We start from the raw sequence: 19,582 nt of genomic DNA on the forward strand, positions 1-19,582 counted from the left end.
TAATGATAAATAGGTACAGTATGTACGCAAACAAAAAAATAAAAGTATTACAGACCATCCATCAAGGTAAAGTGGGAGGAGGGGAAAGGCATATCTTGGACCTGGTGAATCACCTGGACCGTAGCCGTTTCGAACCTACCGTGCTCTCTTTTACAGAAGGCCCCATGGTGGATACCCTGAAAAGAATGCGTATACCCGTTGAGGTGATCCATTCTGAAAAAGCTTTTGATTTTCGTGTATGGGGTAAGGTGAGGAGATTCCTAGAAGAAGAACAGGTGGATATTATCCATGTACATGGCACCCGCGCCAATACGAATATCCTGCCCATTTCATGGAAGCTGCAGCTCCCTGTTATCTATACAGTACATGGCTGGTCCTTTCATCATGGACTATCATTGCCTATTCACAAAGCCAGACAACTGGCGGAAAAATGGATTACCAGCAGGACCGCACTGAATATCGCTGTCTCTGAGTCTAACCGTCAAACAGGTATTGATTCTTTTGGGAAATTCCGTTCGGTAGTCATCCGTAATGGGGTCAACTTGGAACGCTTTAACCCCGCTGCTGCCAGCGATCACCTGCGTGCGCAATATGGTTTTGCTGCCGATGATATCGTGGTAGGTTTCATTGCCCGCATGACGGAACAAAAAGACCCATTGGGCCTGATTCGCGCCTTCGCTATGGCAGTGCAACAACAACCCCGCCTGAAACTCCTCATGGTGGGCGATGGCTCCTTGAAAGCAGAGGCCATCAAACTCGTTCAGCAACTAGGCATCACAGCTAATGTAGTGCTAGACAGCTTCCGCAGTGATATTCCTGATGTACTCCAAGCCATTGATATTTATTGCCTGCCTTCTCTCTGGGAAGGTTATCCTATTGGCGTTTTGGAAGCTATGGCGATGGGAAAAACGGTGATCGCTACAGACGTAGATGGCACCCGCGAAGCGCTGGAAAATGAAGTGAGCGGCCTCCTCATCCCTCCAGCAGATAAAACTGCTTTGTGCGAATCCCTCCGTAGAGTGGCTGCTGATAAAGGTTTCAGAGATAAACTATCATTCGCTGCTTTGCAACAAGCGAGAATAGAACATAGCATTACTGCTATGACAGCAAAAATTGAAGATATCTACAACAATATTTTTGTGCAACAGGAAATGGTGAAATAACCCACTACGATTGCCCTGCTAGGGTAATCCGTTGATCCACCTGTTGCAATATGTCCGGCGACTGTGTAATATCAAATTTCCTGGCGAAGAATTTTCCCGACGCTATCATGTTAGGAACATCAGCAGGCGTCAGTGTTTTAGGCGAAGGCTTCTTGGCCGACCAGTCGATATACCGCAAGTTATCCCGTACTACTTTCGACTTCCATTCTGCCGCATTCATGATTATGGTCTGAAAAATAAATTCATCCCCACCCCAGGTGTATTTATAATAGTTCAGGAAATTAGGATGTGCCTGTACGAAATCCAGGCAATAACGAGCGCACTCTTCGCTGAGGCTCCACCATGCAGAACCGCCCCAGTGCTTATATCCCAACGGTAACTTACGCACCGGCATCAGTCGGTTGACCCATCGGGCCATAAAATATTTTCCCCTGAAGTGAAAATCTTCAAAGTGGTACTGATCCAGTTTAGAAATGGTATCCTGTACTTCTTGTTCTGGCATGATATCCAGGAACTCTTTTCCCTGATGGATCGTGAAGAATTCAATGATTTCTGAGATAGGTCGCAGGGGATAATCCATGCCGCTGAGCAAGCATATATTCACATATTTACGCCTGCTGCCAAGCGCCACTTCCATACCATTCAGCGTAGCCCGAACAATACTGAAACCAGCCCAATTTACTTTTACCCTAGCAGGTACAAAGTAAACCTGGCTAAGCTGTGTACAGGCTTGATAATCCAGGATATCCGCTTTGGCGTCCAGGTGTACATAACAATCCACCGCGGGATGCGATAGTCGCTGTAGCAACTGTAATAATTGATCTGGGTTTTTGTGGGCGAGGATAATAAATGCAAGTCGCATGACACTATTTATTTTTTAACCAGTTGTATTTTTGTAGGTAATTTCTCCAACATCAAACTACACTCTGCCCAGCCAAGTTTCAGTATATCCTTTACCGTTATATCCAGGTATTTTTTCAGGCGGATATACCCGAAAATAATACCGATAACCAGGTTAAGGAAAGAGGCTGCGGCTACGGCCCTCAGATCCATAAAAAGCCATATAAACAGGAGGTCGCCAACTATATTGATACTCACTTTCAGCAGGTTCTTTTGAAAGTTTACCTGCGGTTTATTAATCATATCCAAGGTTACGCCAATGAAACGATCCATTGGGTAGAGGATAGCAGAAAAGAGGAATATCAGTACGATAGGGGTGGCGCCCAGGTAATTCTTCTTTGCCAGTATGATAATGAGCGGTTGTACAAAGATGATCAACCCGATAATAAAAGGCAATATCATAAAAGTAATGGCACCGGTGTACCTGCAAAAAGTACGGGCTACCGCCGGCATATCGTTCCTATTTGCAGCCGCAGATAAAGTAGGCTGGGCAGTAGCAGCAAAGCTGCGCAAGATAATTTCTATGACCTCCATGAACTTTTGCGGGATGCTGTAAATAGCCACTGCATTCGGATTGATCAGGGTGCGTATGAAGAAATTATCAGAATAAGGAATGAAACTAGACGCCACCATACTGCCTACTATCAGTCTCCCATATACGAAAAGCGCCTTTACATCCGCCATCTTCCTAAAGAACAGGCTTCGGATGGATGTCCAACCCAATATCATACTATATACACTGGTAACCAGTAGTGCTGCGGCATAGGCGTATAGAATTGTTTTGAGAGACATCTGTCCGCCGAAATGCAGTATCACCAACACTGCCAAGAAGCTGCTGTTTTGTAAAAGGCGTAACTGCACGATGCGGTCAAACTGATGCTTGGCCTGTAATAACCAACTGGCGAAGTTGAAAGGCAAACTCAATACCAACAGTAAGCCTAGGTGCATACCAAAGAAATGCCAGGTGGGATTGAAATATCGCCACATGGTAACCAATACCAAAAAATTGATGATCAGGAATCCTGCTGTAAGTAATAGCGCAATATACCAGGCCGCGCCACATACCCGTTGCGCCGTTTCCTCCTCGGTACCGGCATAGAATTTTATCAAACCAGACTGCAATAATCCAGTCCTGATTTGTTCCAAAATATTAAAGGTGGCAATGAATAATACCCATTCCCCGAATTCACTCTCGGGCAAGGTTCTTACCAACAGCGCAAATGAAAGTACATTAAAGAAGGCAGAAATGACATTCCCCAACAAGGATTGAAAATGATGATTCCTGACAACAGTCAACAGCCTGAAACCCATACTAATTTTTATGTTACAGACCTGCACAGACATACCTATGGCTATGTCACAGATCCGGGATAATCAATATAACTGTGGCTTTTTTGAACAGGATATAGTTGGAGTTGCCCACAAGATACAATTTTTTTCAAAAAATAGATGAATTTTAAAACTAATAAAATATTAATGTAATATATTGGTTGTGTAATAGTTGGATATATTAAAAAAATATGCTTTATTAATTTTGGGTATATATATGAAAAAAAACCACTATTTGTTTGAGAAATTATACTTTCTTTGCTGCGTATAATTGTTAGTTATACCGACGAATAAAACCATTAACATATCTGGGAAAACTTTACCAATCTTTATCATGAACGACCTCAATTATTTCAATAAGAGATTGAAAATTGTGATTGCCGTTGGAATGTGGTTTTGGATGATGCTTGCAACCCCTACAGCATCGGCGCAGCAGGGCAAGTTAACTGCAAGGGTGACCGGCCTTTGGAATCCGGCTGGACTATTGGAATCCTTACCACAGGATTATGCTACCTCCAATAAGAAGTATCCGTTATTACTATTCTTCCATGGCATTGGAGAGGAGGGCAACGGTACAACTGATATTTGGCGGGTGATTGCCAACGGGCCTCCTAAACTCATTAACCAAGGGATCTTTCCGGCTACCTTCACGGTCAATGGCAATACCTATTCCTTCATTGTGATATGTCCTCAACTAAAAGGCCCGCCTCCCAATATCAGGGCGCTCGATTCGCTCATTAATTACTGCTATCAAAACTATCGAGTAGATACTAATCGCGTGTACTTCACTGGGTTAAGTAGAGGAGGAGGAGAAGTTTGGGATTATTGCAGTGCGGCGAATTATTGCGCTAACCGTGCAGCCGCGCTGGTGCCGGTTTGCGGGGCCTATGATCCTGGCCCATTGCGCACGCCAATGCCCTATGCGCCTATTACCATTGCATCCAACAATCTACCTGTTTGGGCGCTCCATAACTCCGGTGATCCAACCGTTCCTGTGCAGGCTTCCAAAAACTGGTTTGATTTAATCAATGCCTACGTCCCTAAATGCGATCCCCAGATGAAACTGACCATATTCAATGCGTATGGTCACGATGCCTGGAGTAAAGCTTATGACCCTAATTACCGGGAAAATGGCATGAACGTGTACGAATGGATGTTGCAATACAGCACCGATAAACGCAATGGCCCAGTAACCAATCAACCGCCAGTAGCCAATGCAGGTAACAATATCACGATCACCCTCCCCGCCACTGCCCAACTAGACGGCTCCGCCTCCACTGATCCAGACGGCACGATCAGCTCCTATAAATGGACCCAACTATCTGGTCCCAACACTGCTGGTATCAGTAGTCCTAACACTGCAAAAACTGCGTTGACCAACTTGGTCAAAGGCGTATATACGTTCCAGTTAACCGTCACGGATAACGGAGGACTCACCGCCACCGCCAATGTACAGGTAACCGTACAAGACGTAGTGGCCAATCAACCGCCAGTAGCCAATGCAGGTAACAATATCACGATTACCCTCCCCGCCACTGCCCAACTAGACGGCTCCGGCTCCACTGATCCAGACGGCACGATCAGCTCCTATAAATGGACCCAACTATCCGGCCCCAATACGGCCAGCATAAGTAGTCCCAACACTGCAAAAACTGCGTTGACCAACTTGGTTAAAGGCGTATATACGTTCCAGTTAACCGTCACGGATAACGGGGGACTCACCGCCACCGCCAATGTACAGGTGACGGTGCAGGAGGCGCCCGTTAAGAAACCACCGGTTGCGGTGATCAGCGCGCCAGATACAATCGTGCTGCCTGTCAATAAAGTAAACCTGAATGCATCTGGCAGTACAGATCCCGATGGTACCATCGTTTCGTGGAACTGGACCCAAGTTTCCGGCCCCGGTGTATTCCTGGAAAATGGAGGAACGGCTGTCGCGACAGCCATCAATATGCCTTCCGGCGTCTATATTTTTAAATTAAATATCACAGATAACGACGGCCTCTCCGCCACCGCTTCCAAAAAAGTAGTGGTCGTAGACCCCAACGATCATATCCCGGACGATGGTATCGCAGTAAAATATTACCCAAATCCAACCCGAGGTAAACTACGACTGGAAGTACGAAAAGCAGATGTTCATAACCTACGTGTAACCATCTACGATATAAGAGGCCTGGCGGAGTCTAAGTATACTTATCCGCTGAACGGCAATACTTACATCGATTTGGACCTGAGTAGTCTGGCCAATGGAATCCATATGGTGGAAATCCGTGGCGAAAGTAATTTCAGATGGACCGGCAGAGTGATGAAGTTCTGACAGCCATCTGTTAGTAGCAACCCCCGCGCGTTTTTACTGCATGCGGGTTTTTTGTCGCTCGAAATTTTCAATAGCTGCATAAATGCCAGCCACGGAATTTTCCCAAGTATGGGATAATGCGAAATTCCGCCTGCTGAGGGCCAAAGCCGCATCATCATCCGCCAGCGCTTTTTCCGCTGCCTGGATATATTCCTCTACACCCGTTCCCAGGTATACGAAATCCTGAAACAATTCCATGGTAGGCGTAGCAGTAGCCAACACTGGTTTCCCCATGGCCAGGTATTCATCCACCTTTAAAGGATAATTCCCGACAGTCATATCATTCACCAACTGCGGATTCATACAGATATCAAAAAACTGGATATATGCTGGCAGTTCCTGCATGGCCTTGCGTCCACAGAAATGGACATTGGGCAACCGATGTAAGGCCGACTGCCGGAAGTCTTCATCTTCAGGACCTACCAACACGAAATCCCATTGCGTTTTTCGTGTAGCCATGGCAGTAATGAGGGAGATGTCGAGCCGTAGGATCGTCAGTGCGCCCACATAGCCAATAATAGGGCGGTTGCCACTGGGCATGTCCGCTGGCCGGACATAATTTTGCATTGGATCAAAAAGGGACAACTCACATCCCTGACCAATATAATAACTGTTAGGGTTATACGATTTCAGGCGATCGGTCAGATATTTGGAATTGGCTACGCCGATGTCTGCCTTGGCGATGTGCAAAGGTTCCATGGTTTGTCCGTGCTTTTTCCAGTAATCCACTGCCAGGAGGTAATCCCGACTATAATAAATGTATACTTCTGGTTGCAGGAGTTCCTTCAAATGGAAGCCGCGAAAAATATCGTTGTCGTTGAAAAGGATAATATTCCGGAACCCAAGCTGCCGGATGGCCTTGCGAATGGCTTTTGCAAAACGTCTGTTATTCAGATGGTTGAATACACGAAATAGTGGAGTAGAGGGCATCCAGTTGACAGATTCCATCACGGAGAGTGGAAAATAGTTCCACATATTCGGATTGATTTGCACGAGGGCATCGTTCCCTTTTTTCAGCAAGTCTTTATGGTGCAGGATGTTATGATCCTGGCGCTCTGTCAGGATGGTTTTGCGGTCTAGCGGTGCGTTGATATACAATACCCGGTTGTGTTTGGAGAATTCCAGGGCGATATTCTTGCAATTACTTCCTATTGGGGTGTACCACGGCTGCAGGCCAATAATGACAATATCCCGGTTTTGAACAGGCATAAGGGCTGTAGTTAAATGATAAATACAGGTTTGTTCCCAGGATGGATGGATAAAATCAGCGGAATGTAAAGTAAACAAATTTCCCCGAGAGTTGGCTGTCTCCCGGAAAATTCCACCTAAACCTCTTTGTAAGAAAAGTGTTAACTTATATATAGTTCAATCAATTTTATGTCCGATATCGTAGAAATCAGAAATCTCACTGCAGAAGATTACTTTGACCTGAAAGAATCTATGGTCTCTGCCTACGCCGATATGCACGGCAGCTATTGGCCCGAACCTACCATCCGCCATTTGATCAATATTTTCCCTGAAGGACAAATTGCCGTGACGGTGAATGATCGAGTGGTCGGTTGCGCACTGTCTATCATTGTGGATTACAATAAATTCGGAGACGATCATACCTACGAACAGGTGACTGGCTATTTTACTTTCAATACCCATAATCCCAAAGGGGATATTTTATATGGCATCGAAGTTTTCGTGCATCCTGATTTTCGGGGGCAGCGACTAGCCCGCCGTTTGTACGATGCCCGTAAAAACCTCTGTGAACAACGTAACTTGGAAGGGATTGTAGCTGGTGGGCGTATTCCCAATTTTGAAAAGTACGCGAATAAAATGACGCCCCGGCAGTATATCGAGAAAGTCCGCGATAAAGAAATTTACGACCCTACACTCACCTTTCAGTTTTCGAACGATTTCCAGGTGACGAAGATTCTACGAAATTATCTACCCACGGATGAAGCCAGTAAAGGCTTTGCCACTTTGCTGAAATGGTATAACATTTACTATGAACCTGATAAAGATAATATCCGGAATACGAAATCCACGGTGCGTATTGGGTTGGTACAGTGGCAGATGCGTGATTATCGACTAGAAGGGTTCCTCCAACAGGTCGAATTTTTCATCGATGCTGTTAGTGATTATGGGTCCGATTTTGTAGTGTTTCCTGAATTATTCAATGCGCCGCTCATGGCGGAATTCAATCAACTGGACCCAGCGGGGGCCATCAGGGGAGTGGCCAAGTATACGGAACAGATCCGGGAAGCCATGCAGCAGTTTGCCGTTTCCTACAATGTGAATGTCATCTGCGGTAGCATGCCCATAGTTATCGACGAGGCCTTGTACAATGTTTCCTACCTCTGCCGCAGAGATGGTACCCATGAAGAATATACGAAAATTCATCCGACCCCCAGTGAGGTGGCGGCATGGGGTATCAAGGGTGGTAATGAGATAAAGGTCTTTGATACCGATTGTGGTAAAATAGGTATTCAGGTTTGTTACGATGTGGAGTTTCCAGAGCCTTCCCGCATATTGGCGGAGCAGGGTATGCAGATTCTCTTTGTGCCTTTCATGACGGATACGCAACATGCTTTCAACCGGGTGCGCTTCTGTGCGCAGGCCCGGGCTATTGAAAATGAGTGTTACGTCGCCATTGCCGGGTGTATCGGGAACTTGCCCAAGGTGAATAATATGGACCTGCAATATGCACAAAGTTGTGTACTTACCCCCAGCGATTTCCAGTTCCCTGTAACGGGTATTGTGGCGGATGCCACTCCCAATACCGAGATGGTGGTCATCGCAGATGTGGACCTAGTATTGCTGAAGGAATTGCATGCTTTTGGAAGCGTACAAACAATGAAGGATATACGAAATGATTTGTATAAAGTCGTAGAGGTTAAGAAATGATTATTTAAGATTTAATTATTTGATTTTTAGGTAGATGGAAGTCACTACCGATAGTATTACTTTAATAAAGCCCGGATCTTTTGTACTCATTTTCAATGTGGTTGTATTACTTTTATAGGCACAGGTTTTCATCCTGTGCTTTAATCAACGTTTGTAAATAATTAATAATCAATAGAAAAGCAAAAGATTAAAAGATGAGCAAGACCATCAATTTAGCCCTCCAAATCATCCCTTCCGTGCCTTCAGAGCAGGTATATGCAGTAGTAGACGAAGCGATTGCGGTGATCAAAGACTCCGGTGTAAAATATAGGGTATGCCCTTTTGAAACGGTCATGGAAGGCACCTACGAAGAACTCATGGAAGTAGTGCGTAAAGCCCAGGAAGTATGTTTTAAAGCAGGAGCATCGCAGTTGCTGGTGTATATAAAAATGCAGATAAGAAAAGATGCCGATGTCACTATGGAAGAAAAAACAGGCAAGTATGATAGTATATAAATTTTTTTTTCTATCTTTCTTCTTGTAATTAAAAGGATAGACTATGCGTTACGCTGCGGAACAGGATAAAGCTTCAAAGATCACGACCCATCTTTTGATTATCCTGATAATGCTGATCGGATTTCGGCAGGCAACAGCAGTTTCCAACTCATCTATGGCTACCACCATTATGCTGTTTATACTTATCCCGGCCTTGTTGCTGGCATGGTGTTACAGTCCACGGTATTACCTGTTGACCGCTACTAGTATCATTATCAAGGGCCATTTACGTACAATTACCATTCCGCTGGAAGAGGTACTGCGTTTAAGAAGCATTGAAGAGGAAGACTTAGGCCAAAGTGCAAGGGTATTTGCCAGTGGGGGCGTATTTGGTTACCTCGGCGCCTATAGATCAGTGGAACTGGGTGATTATCAGCGTTGGTGTACTAACAACGAACATATGGTGTTGATAGAATCCGCTACTACCAAATGGGTGATTAGTCCGAGTAACTCGGCGGAGTTCATCCGAGAAGTAAATAAAATCATCAACGAAGTAAAATAAGTATAACGCTTACAGCTATACGCTCTTGCCTGTCGTTCCTGCCCAGCTAATAATCAAACATGCCCAAAGGAAATGAAGGCAAAACGTTCTTGCCTGTTGTCCCTGCCCGCAGGGCAGGGACAACGAAAAATAAAAAAACGGGAAGGGAAGTCGCAGACTTCCCTTCCCGTTTTTTATATCATTAATAGAAACGATCGCACCATTACTTACTGATGGAAGAACAAATACCCCAGCAAAATAGCTGAAACGATCCCGCAGAAATCCGCTATCAATCCTGCCGTAAGTGCATACCTTGTTTTCTTAATATTCACAGAGCCAAAGTACACGGCCAAGATATAAAAAGTAGTTTCTGTAGTTCCCTGAATGATGCTAGCAATACGACCGGCAAATGAATCTGGGCCGTTATGTTCCAGGATTTCCACCATTAGCGCCCTGGAGCCACTGCCGCTCAATGGCTTCATGAAGGCTACCGGCAACGCAGGTACGAAATCTGTATTCAATCCCATCGCGGCAAAGAGACTACCAATGCCATTCACCAAGTAATCCATGCAACCAGTGGCTCGGAAAGCCCCAATCGCCACGAGGATACCCACGAGGTAAGGAATGATCCTTACAGAAATTTGGAAACCCTCTTTAGCACCTTCTATAAAAGTATCATACACATTTATTTTTTTGATAATGCCAGCAGCTAAGAAAGACACCACTATGGCGAATATGATACCGCCACCCAAGCTCGCCGTACGAGGCCCGATCTGATCTGGTGGCATCGTTTTAACCCAAAAGTAGAGTCCTGATAATAAGGCGCCGAAGCCTAAGAGGAAAATCAGTACTGGTAATTTAAACAGGTTGATTTTCTGATAGATAGATACGGTAAACATCCCGGCAATAAATGCGATAAACGTGGAAATCAGGATAGGGATGAATACATCTGCCGGATTGGCGGCATGTGCGGAAAGGCGCAATGCAATGACGGAAGTAGGGATTAGGATCACCCCGGCGGTATTCAGCACGAGGAACATGATCTGGGGATTGCTGGCTTCCTCCGGCTTGGGATTGAGTTCCTGCAGCTCTTTCATGGCTTTGAGGCCCATAGGGGTAGCGGCATTGTCCATTCCCAGCATACTAGCGGAGAAATTCATCAACATGGAACCCATTGCAGGGTGCCCTTTAGGCACTTCCGGGAATAACTTGGAAAAGAAAGGGTTCACGAAATTGGAAAACCGCTGGATCATACCGCCAGCTTCACCCACACGCATGATACCTAGCCAGAAGGTCATGATACCCGCCAGGCCCAGCGAAATTTCAGCTCCCGCCTTGGCGTTGGTTAACATAGAGTTCATTACTGCCCCGAATACCGCGGTATCCTGCAGGATAAAGGTCTTGAACAAGGCAACTACAAAAGAAATGAGGAAGAATGCCAGCCAGACATAGTTTAAAGCCATGAGTTTTCAAATGTTTAATGCGTGAAGATAGTTTTTTGTTTCTATCCACCAAAGCTGATAAGGCTTTATAACCCTTTGAGAGTAAGAAATTAAACACTATCTTTGCGCAAATTTTTTTTAAATGGCTTTGCAAGTAGGAATCGTAGGACTGCCGAATGTCGGAAAATCAACTTTGTTTAACGCGGTGAGTAACAGCGCTAAAGCGCAAGCCAGCAACTACCGTTTCTGTACTATTGAACCCAATGTGGGCCTCGTGGATGTCCCCGATACCCGCCTCATGAAACTGGAAGAGCTGGTTAAACCTAACCGCGTAGTACCTACTACCATTGAGTTTGTGGATATTGCCGGTCTGGTAAAAGGCGCCAGCAAAGGCGAAGGTCTGGGAAACAAGTTCCTGGCCAATATCCGCGAAGTGGATGCGATCGTACATGTTATCCGCTGCTTTGAAGACGATAATATCCTCCGTGATGAAGGTCCCATCCACCCGGTGGGCGATAAAGGCATCATCGATACCGAATTACAGTTGAAAGATCTGGAAAGTGTGGAGAAAAAAGTCGCACGTACAGAGAAAATGGCTAAAACCGGCGGTGATCCAAAAGCGAAAAGAGAGTTCGAAATCCTGAAACAATGTCAGGAACACCTGGAACAGGGCCGCAACATCCGCGAACTGAACCTTAGCAAGGAAGACAGCGTGGCCATTGCCGACCTCTTCCTGCTGACCGCCAAACCAGTACTGTATGTTGCCAACGTAGACGAGGCTTCTATCCATACCGGTAACAAATTCTCCGAAGCCCTCTCTGCAGCGGCTAAAGAAGAAGGCGCCCAGGTAATCATCATGAACAACTCTATAGAAGCACAGATCTCCGAAATGGAAGATCCTGCGGATAAAGAACTGTTCCTCTCTGAATACAGTCTCACTGAACCAGGCCTCAACCGCTTAATCCGCTCCGCTTACGATCTGCTCCAACTGATCACTTACTTCACTGCTGGTGTGCAGGAAGTTCGCGCTTGGACTATCCACCGCGGTTGGAAAGCGCCTCAGGCTGCTAGCGTTATCCATACCGATTTCGAAAAAGGCTTCATCAAAGCTGAAGTAATTGGTTATGAGGATTTCGTGAAATTCGGTTCTGAATCTGGTGCCCGCGATAACGGCCGCCTCAGAATTGAAGGTAAAGAATACATCGTTGCCGATGGCGATGTAATGCACTTCCGCTTTAACGTGTAATTATACATAACAATACTTCATGTTTGTTCATGAAGGTTACAACAAAGAGGGGCCGGAGCAATCCGGCCCTTCGCTATTTATGCCCCCATGATAAGTTGGACGCCTGCCTCCCAGATTAGATGATGTCTCCCTAAACACTGCCATATGATAAAAAAATACTATATATATTAAAATAAAAATGCATAATTCATCTCTAATCACCTGATAATTTATTAGCTTAGCCGTCCTAATTAGTTAACTCATGAAATTCGTCAGGAATGTGAAGCTCTTCTTTAGGGAAGGGAACTCAGACAAGACCTATGAAATCGACTTGTGTGAAGTAGGGCCGGATCAATACCTTGTCAACTTTCGATACGGTAAACGAGGAGCCAACCTGAAAGAGGGAACCAAAACTGCCAGCCCCGTACCCCTGGCTAGCGCGACAACCATATTCGATGCATTGGAAAAAGAAAAACGTAGCAAAGGATACATCGGAGAACAGGAGTCGGCCGTCCAGGAACAATTGGAGTCTGTGGGCGAGGATACCTCGGTAGATGTGCTCAATCCCCGTCACAAAGCGATTCTAAAACGTTTACAGGGCAAACCAGGCGGCAAACATGCCTGGAAAACTTCCCGCATTATCTGGAGAGCCGGAGAACAAAAAATCCGTGAAGCTGCTCCTTATATTATCCGTCAGGGCGATCGCAAAGATGCCCTCCAGCGCTATTCCGCCATTTGGGCGATGAGTCGCGCCGGAGATCCAGCCGCTATCCCTGCCCTGAAAGCCTACGCGGAAAACAGCGCCTACCCGCTGAATATCCGGATGCTGGCCGCCAACGGCGTTACCATGCTGCTGCCAGAAGAAGAACAAGCAGCCTTCCTCCAGCCATATTATAATGGACTGCCGGATGTAATCAGGTTCTCGATCGACAGAGGCATTGCCCGTGATCTGTACAGCATCATGGCGAATCATATCATGCAGCAAATCCTGCCCCAATACACGGTGTTGGAGGACCTGTACCTGCTGTCTGCCGCTTACCCGATCGTGCGTCAGGCGCTGATTCCATTGATCGCACAATTGCCGCTGCGTCCATCCTGGTTCCAACATATCCGCCATATTTACAAGCAGGCGGAAATGAAAGATGACCATATCATAGTGGCCCTGCTGGCAAAACGTTTGTACCTCTCAAAACCTATGTTCCATATGCCAGCGAAGCCAGAAGAAGGCTGGCAGCCGGAAATCTATATTCCAGAACTACAGGATTTTGTAAAGGCACATTCCGAAATCAAGAAACCAGGCAGTCGCATTGCCTTCTCCCATAAAACACGCCGGTACTTTACCAGACGCTTACTCCGCCGCCTGAAACGTCTGGGACAGGATGGGGAAGACCATTATGTTCGCCTCGCTACCGCGGTACTGCTCCAGCATTCCCAGGAGGTAGACGCGTCTAATGCTTACCAGGACCGTGTATACAAATACGTCAATAATCGATATACTACGATCGATAGACAATTCCCGGAAAACTCGAAAGCAGTTTTCCTGACCTATATTATCCGCGGTAATGCTCCGGAACTACAATACCTTTCTGGTAAAGAGGAGTGGATGTTCAAACCGAAAGAGACCACGGATACGAATACACGTAGAGCGCAACCTAATCCAGATCTGGAAAAGAGAGCGAGTGGAAGCCTCATGAAGAAGCTCTTCAGTTGGCTGAATACAGATAAACACCTGACTGCGCAACCATCGGAATATCAGCCGGAAAATCAACCGGAAGTACATTCCGATATTCCTTTCCTATCGCTCTGGAAACAGATGCCGGAGGCATTTATTCAACTGCTCATCGGCGGACAAATGGAGCAGGTGCACGCTTTCGCGCTGGAACAGTTGAAAGCACATGAACGCTATGAAGAAATTAAAGCACGCATAGACGAAGATATCATCATCGCGTTCCTCTTTAATCGCCTGACCATTCCGCCATTATTTGGATTGGAACTGGCCAGAGAAAAATACAATCCTGCTGCGCCATCCCTGAAACTGCTGAAAGCCATGTCGCTGTGCCCGCAGCAACAGGTGAGAGAGCAGGCATTGCAATGGATCAAGGAAGGCAAGGATAGACTGCTGGCCGATACGGCGTTCCTGCTGGATCTTATCTTCTCTCCATATGATGAGGTGCGGAAATTCCTTGTAGAAATCTATCCACCAGAGCAGATGTCTACTGAACAGGCGCAAGCCCTCGCTGGTAAAGCTACTTCTTGGTTGATGGTGGTAGAAGCCAAAGACGATGCAACCAATCATGTGATCACGGAAGCTTGTCGCATGGTAGAACAATATTGTGCGACCATATTAAAAGAGATAGATATGCAGGTCATCAATGACCTCATGTCGAGAGATATTGTTGCAGTACAAGCATTTGCGGTGCGCTTACTGCTGCTCAAAACGGATACTTTCAACTTTGATGTCCTCTCCGGCGAAATGCTGGAAAAGCTCCTCGAAAGTGAATATGGTCCGCTAAGAGAAGCTGGTTTTGCTTTGATTCGTAGGATGACAGATGCAGAATTGCTACGCAGACCACAGTTTATCTTGTTCTGCTGTACGGCCTCTTTTAAAGGTGTCAGAAGACAATCCGCTCAGGTGCTGAAACGCCTTATCCCGCTGGATGAACGGCTGGCTATCTGGTTGGTCAATGAACTGGTACCAATGCTGATGCGTACGGAAAAATCCGAAGGTGCGCACGCTGATATCGCTAATTTGCTCAGCACAGAATTAGTGGGCTACCTGCATGATATCGACACCGCTACGGCATTACGTTTACTCTATGCCAATTACCGCCCAGCCCAAGAATTCGGCCTGGTGGTACTGGAGAAATATATTCCTGCTAATACCCTCACAATGAAACAGATCATTGCCACTGGCGCACATGAACTGTTACAAGCAAGAGAGTGGTGCTGGCGCTACTATCGGGAGAATGAAGCCCGCATTCGTACGGAAAAAGATGGGGCAGTAGCCCTGCTGGACAGCAAATGGGACGACACCCGGAAATTTGCGATCGAATATTTCGGATCTGTTTTTAAAGAAGAAGATTGGAGTCCAGAAAGCTTGATTGCCCTCGCGGACAGCGTACGACCTGATATTCAGCGTTTCGGAAGAGAACTGCTAATGCGTTTCTTCAAAGCAGAAGATGGACCGCAGTATCTCCTGAAACTGAGTCAGCATCCTAGTACGACTATGCAGATCTTCGCCACCAGCTATCTTACAAATTATGCAGCGGGCAACCTGGATTATATTAAATCAATGGAACACTACTTCCGTTCTGTATTGACCCGCGTGAATAAAGCCAGGGTAGCCAAAGAGCGTATCTTCGCTTTCCTGGAAACGGAATCACTGAAATCTGCGGAAGCAGCAAGTTTCATTGGTACGATCATCGCAGATATTTCCGCAACGGTAGCCATAGGGGATAAGGCCAGATGTATCAGCATCATGCGCAATATCAGCCAGCAGTACGAGATCACCCTGCCTATCCAATTTGTTGAACCCGCAGTACGCCTGCATTAAAAATCGTTTATCCATTTATGTTATTCAACTATAGATATAGCGGTAACTCCCAGGTGTTCAGTGATGCCAGTAGCTCCGGTATCTCTTTTGCGCCGGATACACACCGGGCGCCTACTTTTTTTGTAGGCAAACTGAATAAGAAAATCGCCTTCCGCGAGGCTATTTCCGCCCTCCACGATGTGGTGGTATCTGATCTGCGGTTTAAACCAAAAGATAAAACAGCCTATAAAGAATGGGCAGCACAACAAGAATCGTTATGGCTGGCGCAATACATGAACAGCTATGATGTAGATGCTGCCAACGAGCGCATTAAAGCGCTGGAAACATCACTACGACAAGTAAGAGATGAGAAAGATAAAGTGATGGGTCCCTTCAATAAGGCCAAACGCCAGTACTTTGATTATCTCTATGAGAAAGATAAAGATGCTTGGTTTGTGCTGGACCCAGTGATCAGCGTACATCCGGATGAAGTATTCTTCGAATGTTTCAGTCAGGATGAATCTACCTACGGTAAGCTGAGCGCCAATTATAACGTGTTTCGTGAAATCAATGAGTTTGAATGCGGTACCACGAATATCGACTATTCATCTGCGTTGTACGATGAGTTCCAGAAAATACGCGACTATAAAGAAACAGATTTCCGCATAGATCCAGGAGGATTTCAGGTACAAACAAGCCAGGAAGAACTGTATCATGAAGTGAAAATTGATCTGCCGGATAGCTGGGTAAGAGGCTTCCTCCAGGTTAGCTCCGCTATGACATTGCCTGCCAGCAGTTTCGATCTGCATCCAATGGATGTATATAATTTCTGTTCTTGGCTACGTCGCTTCAAAGAAAAGAAAGGGCCTCGTTCCATTCGTTTTATCCTGGAGCCTGGAAAACCTGTCAGAGCTGTCTTTGAACCTTGGAATAAAGAAATCGTATGTGCGAGATCGTTATACACAGGAAATCAGGCACGCGAAATTCGTATATGGGGGAGACGCCGACTCCTCATACTGGAGCGCCTAATCCCTATTGCGAAGAAGTTCACCATTCACTTGATGGGCACAGGTTTGCCTTCCTTCTACGTAGCGGACCTCGGCGATATGCAGTTTACTTTAGGTCTTTCTGGTTGGACTGCTAACGATTGGTCTAGAGCTGGTCAGTTTGATCTGATGGCGCCAAGAGCGGAAGCAACAGAAGGAGAGAAGCATACGGTTTACAATGCTTTGAAATCAAAATGGATGAGTTCAGGTCAGGACCTGGCAAAAGCCACTGGCCTGAGTAGCGCTACTGTACTCGGTGCGCTCGGACTGTTCACACAAGCAGGTAAAGTAATTTACGATCTGCATACCGGATTATACCGACTTCGTGAATTGAGTCGGGAACCACTGCCAATGGACCTGCTGCGTTTCAGTAGTCCAGAAGAAGAGCAGGCGGAAGTCCTTGTTAGAGAGAATCGTGTGAAGTTCACTGCGAACGAAATTATAGGATCAGGTACACAACTGAAAGGAACGGTAACGGCTAATCGTGCATACCATCCTATAATGACCATCGATGCTGATGAAAGAATGACCAACGCACAATGCGATTGTGATTTTTATCGTCAGAATAAACTTTACAAAGGACCGTGCAAACACATGTTAGCACTGAGAAAAGCATATGCTGTAAAATAATTTCATGCAAATAATTTTTGTTATTTGAAATTATTATATAACTTGCCGTCACATTGAACACAAGATCTTTATAAAGAGGAATTGATTGCACTTGCGCTCCTTCATGGAGATGAATGATGTTTCGTCATTCAGGTATTCTGACTATACATGCTTCACTAAATGCAATCTTTACTTTGGGAGGGGCGTACTATATCAATATTTACGGTACAAGCCCCTGGGGCTTAAATATCGATATAGTACGCCCCTCCCTGGAGTTGATTGATTTAGTCAATGGTTTGCACGAAGCGCCCTTTCCTCTTTATAAATTTCGAGCTCTCTCTCCCCGGCGGTTATATCCAGCAAATTTTTAGGTACTTTAATGAACTACTTATGCCGGAAGGTTTAACCCGTCAACAACTGTACGATAGAATTCGCCAGTCTTCCAAAGAAGAATTCATACTTGAAGAAATGACACGCCTAGGCTTCTGGGCCAGAGATGTCAATAAACCATCTGTTCCTGAAACGCTCATCCAACAGGAAGGAGGGCTGCAACGTCAGCTCAATGAACTGTTACAGGAAAAAGCCAAGTATAAAAATAAGCAACGTCTTCTCACAGACATGCGTAAAGAACGCATGGCAAAGGCGAAGTTGAAACGCGCTGAAACCAAAAAGCGCAACGAACAAAAACGCATTGAACGCGCAACTGCATGGGCGGAAAAGAAACAACAAGATATCATCTACCTAGGTGAAACCGTTTCCGCTGGGCTGAATAAAAATACCTCCAACGAAGCGCAGTTGCAGCATTTCGGTTTGCCCGTTTATCACAATGCCCAACAACTGGCAGATGGGATGCAACTGGCACTCGGTAAATTGCGCTTCCTCGCATTCAATCGCAGTGTGGGTACTACCACGCATTATCAGCGTTTCCAGATTCCGAAGAAATCCGGTGGTGTACGCACGATCTCCGCACCAATGCCACAGTTGAAAGCTGCCCAGCATTGGATACTGGAAAATATCCTCTATAAAATTTCCAATAGCAATGCAGCCAATGGCTTTGTGCGTGGGCGTTCCATCGTTACCAACGCACAGCCGCATATAGGCAAAGATGTTGTTGTCAATATTGATTTAAAAGATTTCTTCCCAGGTATCGCTTATAAAAGAGTAAAGGGGTTATTCTGCAAGTTGGGTTACAGCGAGCAGGTAGCCACTATCCTGGGCCTCATTTGTACGGAACCAGAAGTAGATGAAATCATCCTGGACGGCAGAAAGTACTATGTAGCTAAAACGGCTAGGGTGCTGCCGCAGGGAGCACCTACCAGTCCTGCTATTACAAACCTGATCTGCTTTAAAATGGATCGTAGGTTTGAAGGACTTTCTACCAAATACGGTTACGCCTATACGCGATATGCGGATGATATGACTTTTTCTGCCAAGGGAGACGCGGCCACTAAAGTGGGCCAATTGCTCTGGGCTGTAAAGAAAGTGGTGGCGGAAGAAGGCTTTGTACTCCATCCTGATAAGCTGAAAGTAATGCGTAAAGGGGATAGGCACGAGGTAACAGGTATCGTCGTAAATGAGAAACTCAGTATCGACAGAACCACCTTGCGTAAATTCCGCGCATTGTTACATCAGGTAGAACTGACTGGCCTCTCTGGGAAAAAATGGGGCAAAGGTAGCATCATCGCCAGCATGGAGGGTTATGCCAACTTCGTAGCGATGGTGAAACCCGAACAAGGCAATAAACTAAAAGCCCAACTGGCGGCATTGTTTAGTCGTGCAGATATCAAAGCAGAAGCACAGGCCATTTGGAAAAATGAGGAACAACCGCAGCAAGAGGGCTCCGTGTCTCCCGAAACACCAACACCACCTGAAACACCTGCTCCGCCTAAGCCTTCCGCTCCGGAAAAACCTTGGTGGAAAGTAATTTAAATAAAAGGTTCCTAAAACTCTCCCCCCTGAAGTGATGAAACGTCACTTCAGGGGGGAGAGTTCCTACCTGTCGTCCTTGCCACTGGCTAGAGACGATGAAAAAACAAAAACCGAAAATGACGCAGACGTCATTTTCGGTTTT

At 45.9% G+C, this 19,582-nt stretch carries 13 protein-coding genes; 9 read left to right on the top strand and 4 right to left on the bottom strand.

Translation table 11 applies throughout. From position 1 onward, the window contains the following. Nucleotides 1-20: 20 nt before the first annotated feature. Entirely contained in the window at nucleotides 21-1,163 is a 1,143-nt protein-coding gene (locus JO154_RS14305; protein ID WP_291946627.1) for a glycosyltransferase, read from the top strand. Between the two features lie 4 nt (nucleotides 1,164-1,167). Here JO154_RS14305 and JO154_RS14310 read toward each other — a convergent pair whose 3' ends face one another. Both JO154_RS14310 and JO154_RS14315 read right to left on the bottom strand, forming a co-directional pair. Beyond that, nucleotides 1,168-2,025, bottom strand: a complete 858-nt coding sequence (locus tag JO154_RS14310; RefSeq protein ID WP_291946629.1) for a beta-1,6-N-acetylglucosaminyltransferase — start codon at nucleotides 2,023-2,025, stop codon at nucleotides 1,168-1,170. Nucleotides 2,026-2,033: 8 nt separating this feature from the next. Next, nucleotides 2,034-3,374: a lipopolysaccharide biosynthesis protein gene (locus tag JO154_RS14315; RefSeq protein WP_291946631.1), complete on the bottom strand. Its 1,341-nt coding sequence runs from the start codon at nucleotides 3,372-3,374 to the stop codon at nucleotides 2,034-2,036. 352 nt (nucleotides 3,375-3,726) lie between these two features. Here JO154_RS14315 and JO154_RS14320 point away from each other — a divergent pair, with 352 nt between their 5' ends. Further along, nucleotides 3,727-5,709, top strand: a complete 1,983-nt coding sequence (locus JO154_RS14320; RefSeq protein ID WP_291946633.1) for a PKD domain-containing protein — start codon at nucleotides 3,727-3,729, stop codon at nucleotides 5,707-5,709. Between the two features lie 33 nt (nucleotides 5,710-5,742). Here the strand turns inward: JO154_RS14320 and JO154_RS14325 are convergent, their stop codons facing one another. Continuing rightward, nucleotides 5,743-6,957: a glycosyltransferase gene (locus JO154_RS14325; RefSeq protein ID WP_291946635.1), complete on the bottom strand. Its 1,215-nt coding sequence runs from the start codon at nucleotides 6,955-6,957 to the stop codon at nucleotides 5,743-5,745. Nucleotides 6,958-7,125: 168 nt separating this feature from the next. Between JO154_RS14325 and JO154_RS14330 the strand changes: the two genes are divergently transcribed. From JO154_RS14330 to JO154_RS14340, 3 genes are all read left to right on the top strand, one after another. Further along, on the top strand, nucleotides 7,126-8,643 hold the full coding sequence (locus JO154_RS14330; RefSeq protein ID WP_291946646.1) for a bifunctional GNAT family N-acetyltransferase/carbon-nitrogen hydrolase family protein: 1,518 nt from the start codon (nucleotides 7,126-7,128) through the stop codon (nucleotides 8,641-8,643). Nucleotides 8,644-8,837: 194 nt separating this feature from the next. Beyond that, complete coding sequence (locus JO154_RS14335) at nucleotides 8,838-9,137, top strand: thiamine-binding protein (RefSeq protein ID WP_291946647.1); 300 nt, start codon at nucleotides 8,838-8,840, stop codon at nucleotides 9,135-9,137. Between the two features lie 43 nt (nucleotides 9,138-9,180). Further along, nucleotides 9,181-9,678 carry a PH domain-containing protein gene (locus JO154_RS14340; protein ID WP_291946649.1) on the top strand — a complete coding sequence of 166 codons (498 nt, stop codon included), beginning with the start codon at nucleotides 9,181-9,183 and terminating at the stop codon, nucleotides 9,676-9,678. Between the two features lie 206 nt (nucleotides 9,679-9,884). Here the strand turns inward: JO154_RS14340 and JO154_RS14345 are convergent, their stop codons facing one another. Further along, nucleotides 9,885-11,120 carry a nucleoside recognition domain-containing protein gene (locus JO154_RS14345; RefSeq protein ID WP_291946651.1) on the bottom strand — a complete coding sequence of 412 codons (1,236 nt, stop codon included), beginning with the start codon at nucleotides 11,118-11,120 and terminating at the stop codon, nucleotides 9,885-9,887. Between the two features lie 121 nt (nucleotides 11,121-11,241). On the opposite strand from JO154_RS14345, the gene ychF reads away from it, so the two are divergent. The 4 genes from ychF to JO154_RS14365 all read left to right on the top strand — a co-directional run bounded on the left by ychF (nucleotide 11,242) and on the right by JO154_RS14365 (nucleotide 19,440). Beyond that, nucleotides 11,242-12,345: a redox-regulated ATPase YchF gene (ychF, locus tag JO154_RS14350; protein WP_291946653.1), complete on the top strand. Its 1,104-nt coding sequence runs from the start codon at nucleotides 11,242-11,244 to the stop codon at nucleotides 12,343-12,345. 241 nt (nucleotides 12,346-12,586) lie between these two features. Next, entirely contained in the window at nucleotides 12,587-15,877 is a 3,291-nt protein-coding gene (locus tag JO154_RS14355) for a hypothetical protein (protein ID WP_291946655.1), read from the top strand. Nucleotides 15,878-15,894: 17 nt separating this feature from the next. Then, nucleotides 15,895-17,532, top strand: coding sequence for an SWIM zinc finger family protein (locus JO154_RS14360; RefSeq protein ID WP_291946657.1), 1,638 nt, complete (start codon nucleotides 15,895-15,897; stop codon nucleotides 17,530-17,532). Nucleotides 17,533-17,901: 369 nt separating this feature from the next. Then, nucleotides 17,902-19,440, top strand: coding sequence for a reverse transcriptase domain-containing protein (locus JO154_RS14365; protein ID WP_291946659.1), 1,539 nt, complete (start codon nucleotides 17,902-17,904; stop codon nucleotides 19,438-19,440). Nucleotides 19,441-19,582 lie beyond the last annotated feature (142 nt).

Source organism: Chitinophaga sp. (genome assembly GCF_019236475.1).
In the GTDB taxonomy this organism is placed as follows: Bacteria; Bacteroidota; Bacteroidia; order Chitinophagales; family Chitinophagaceae; genus Chitinophaga.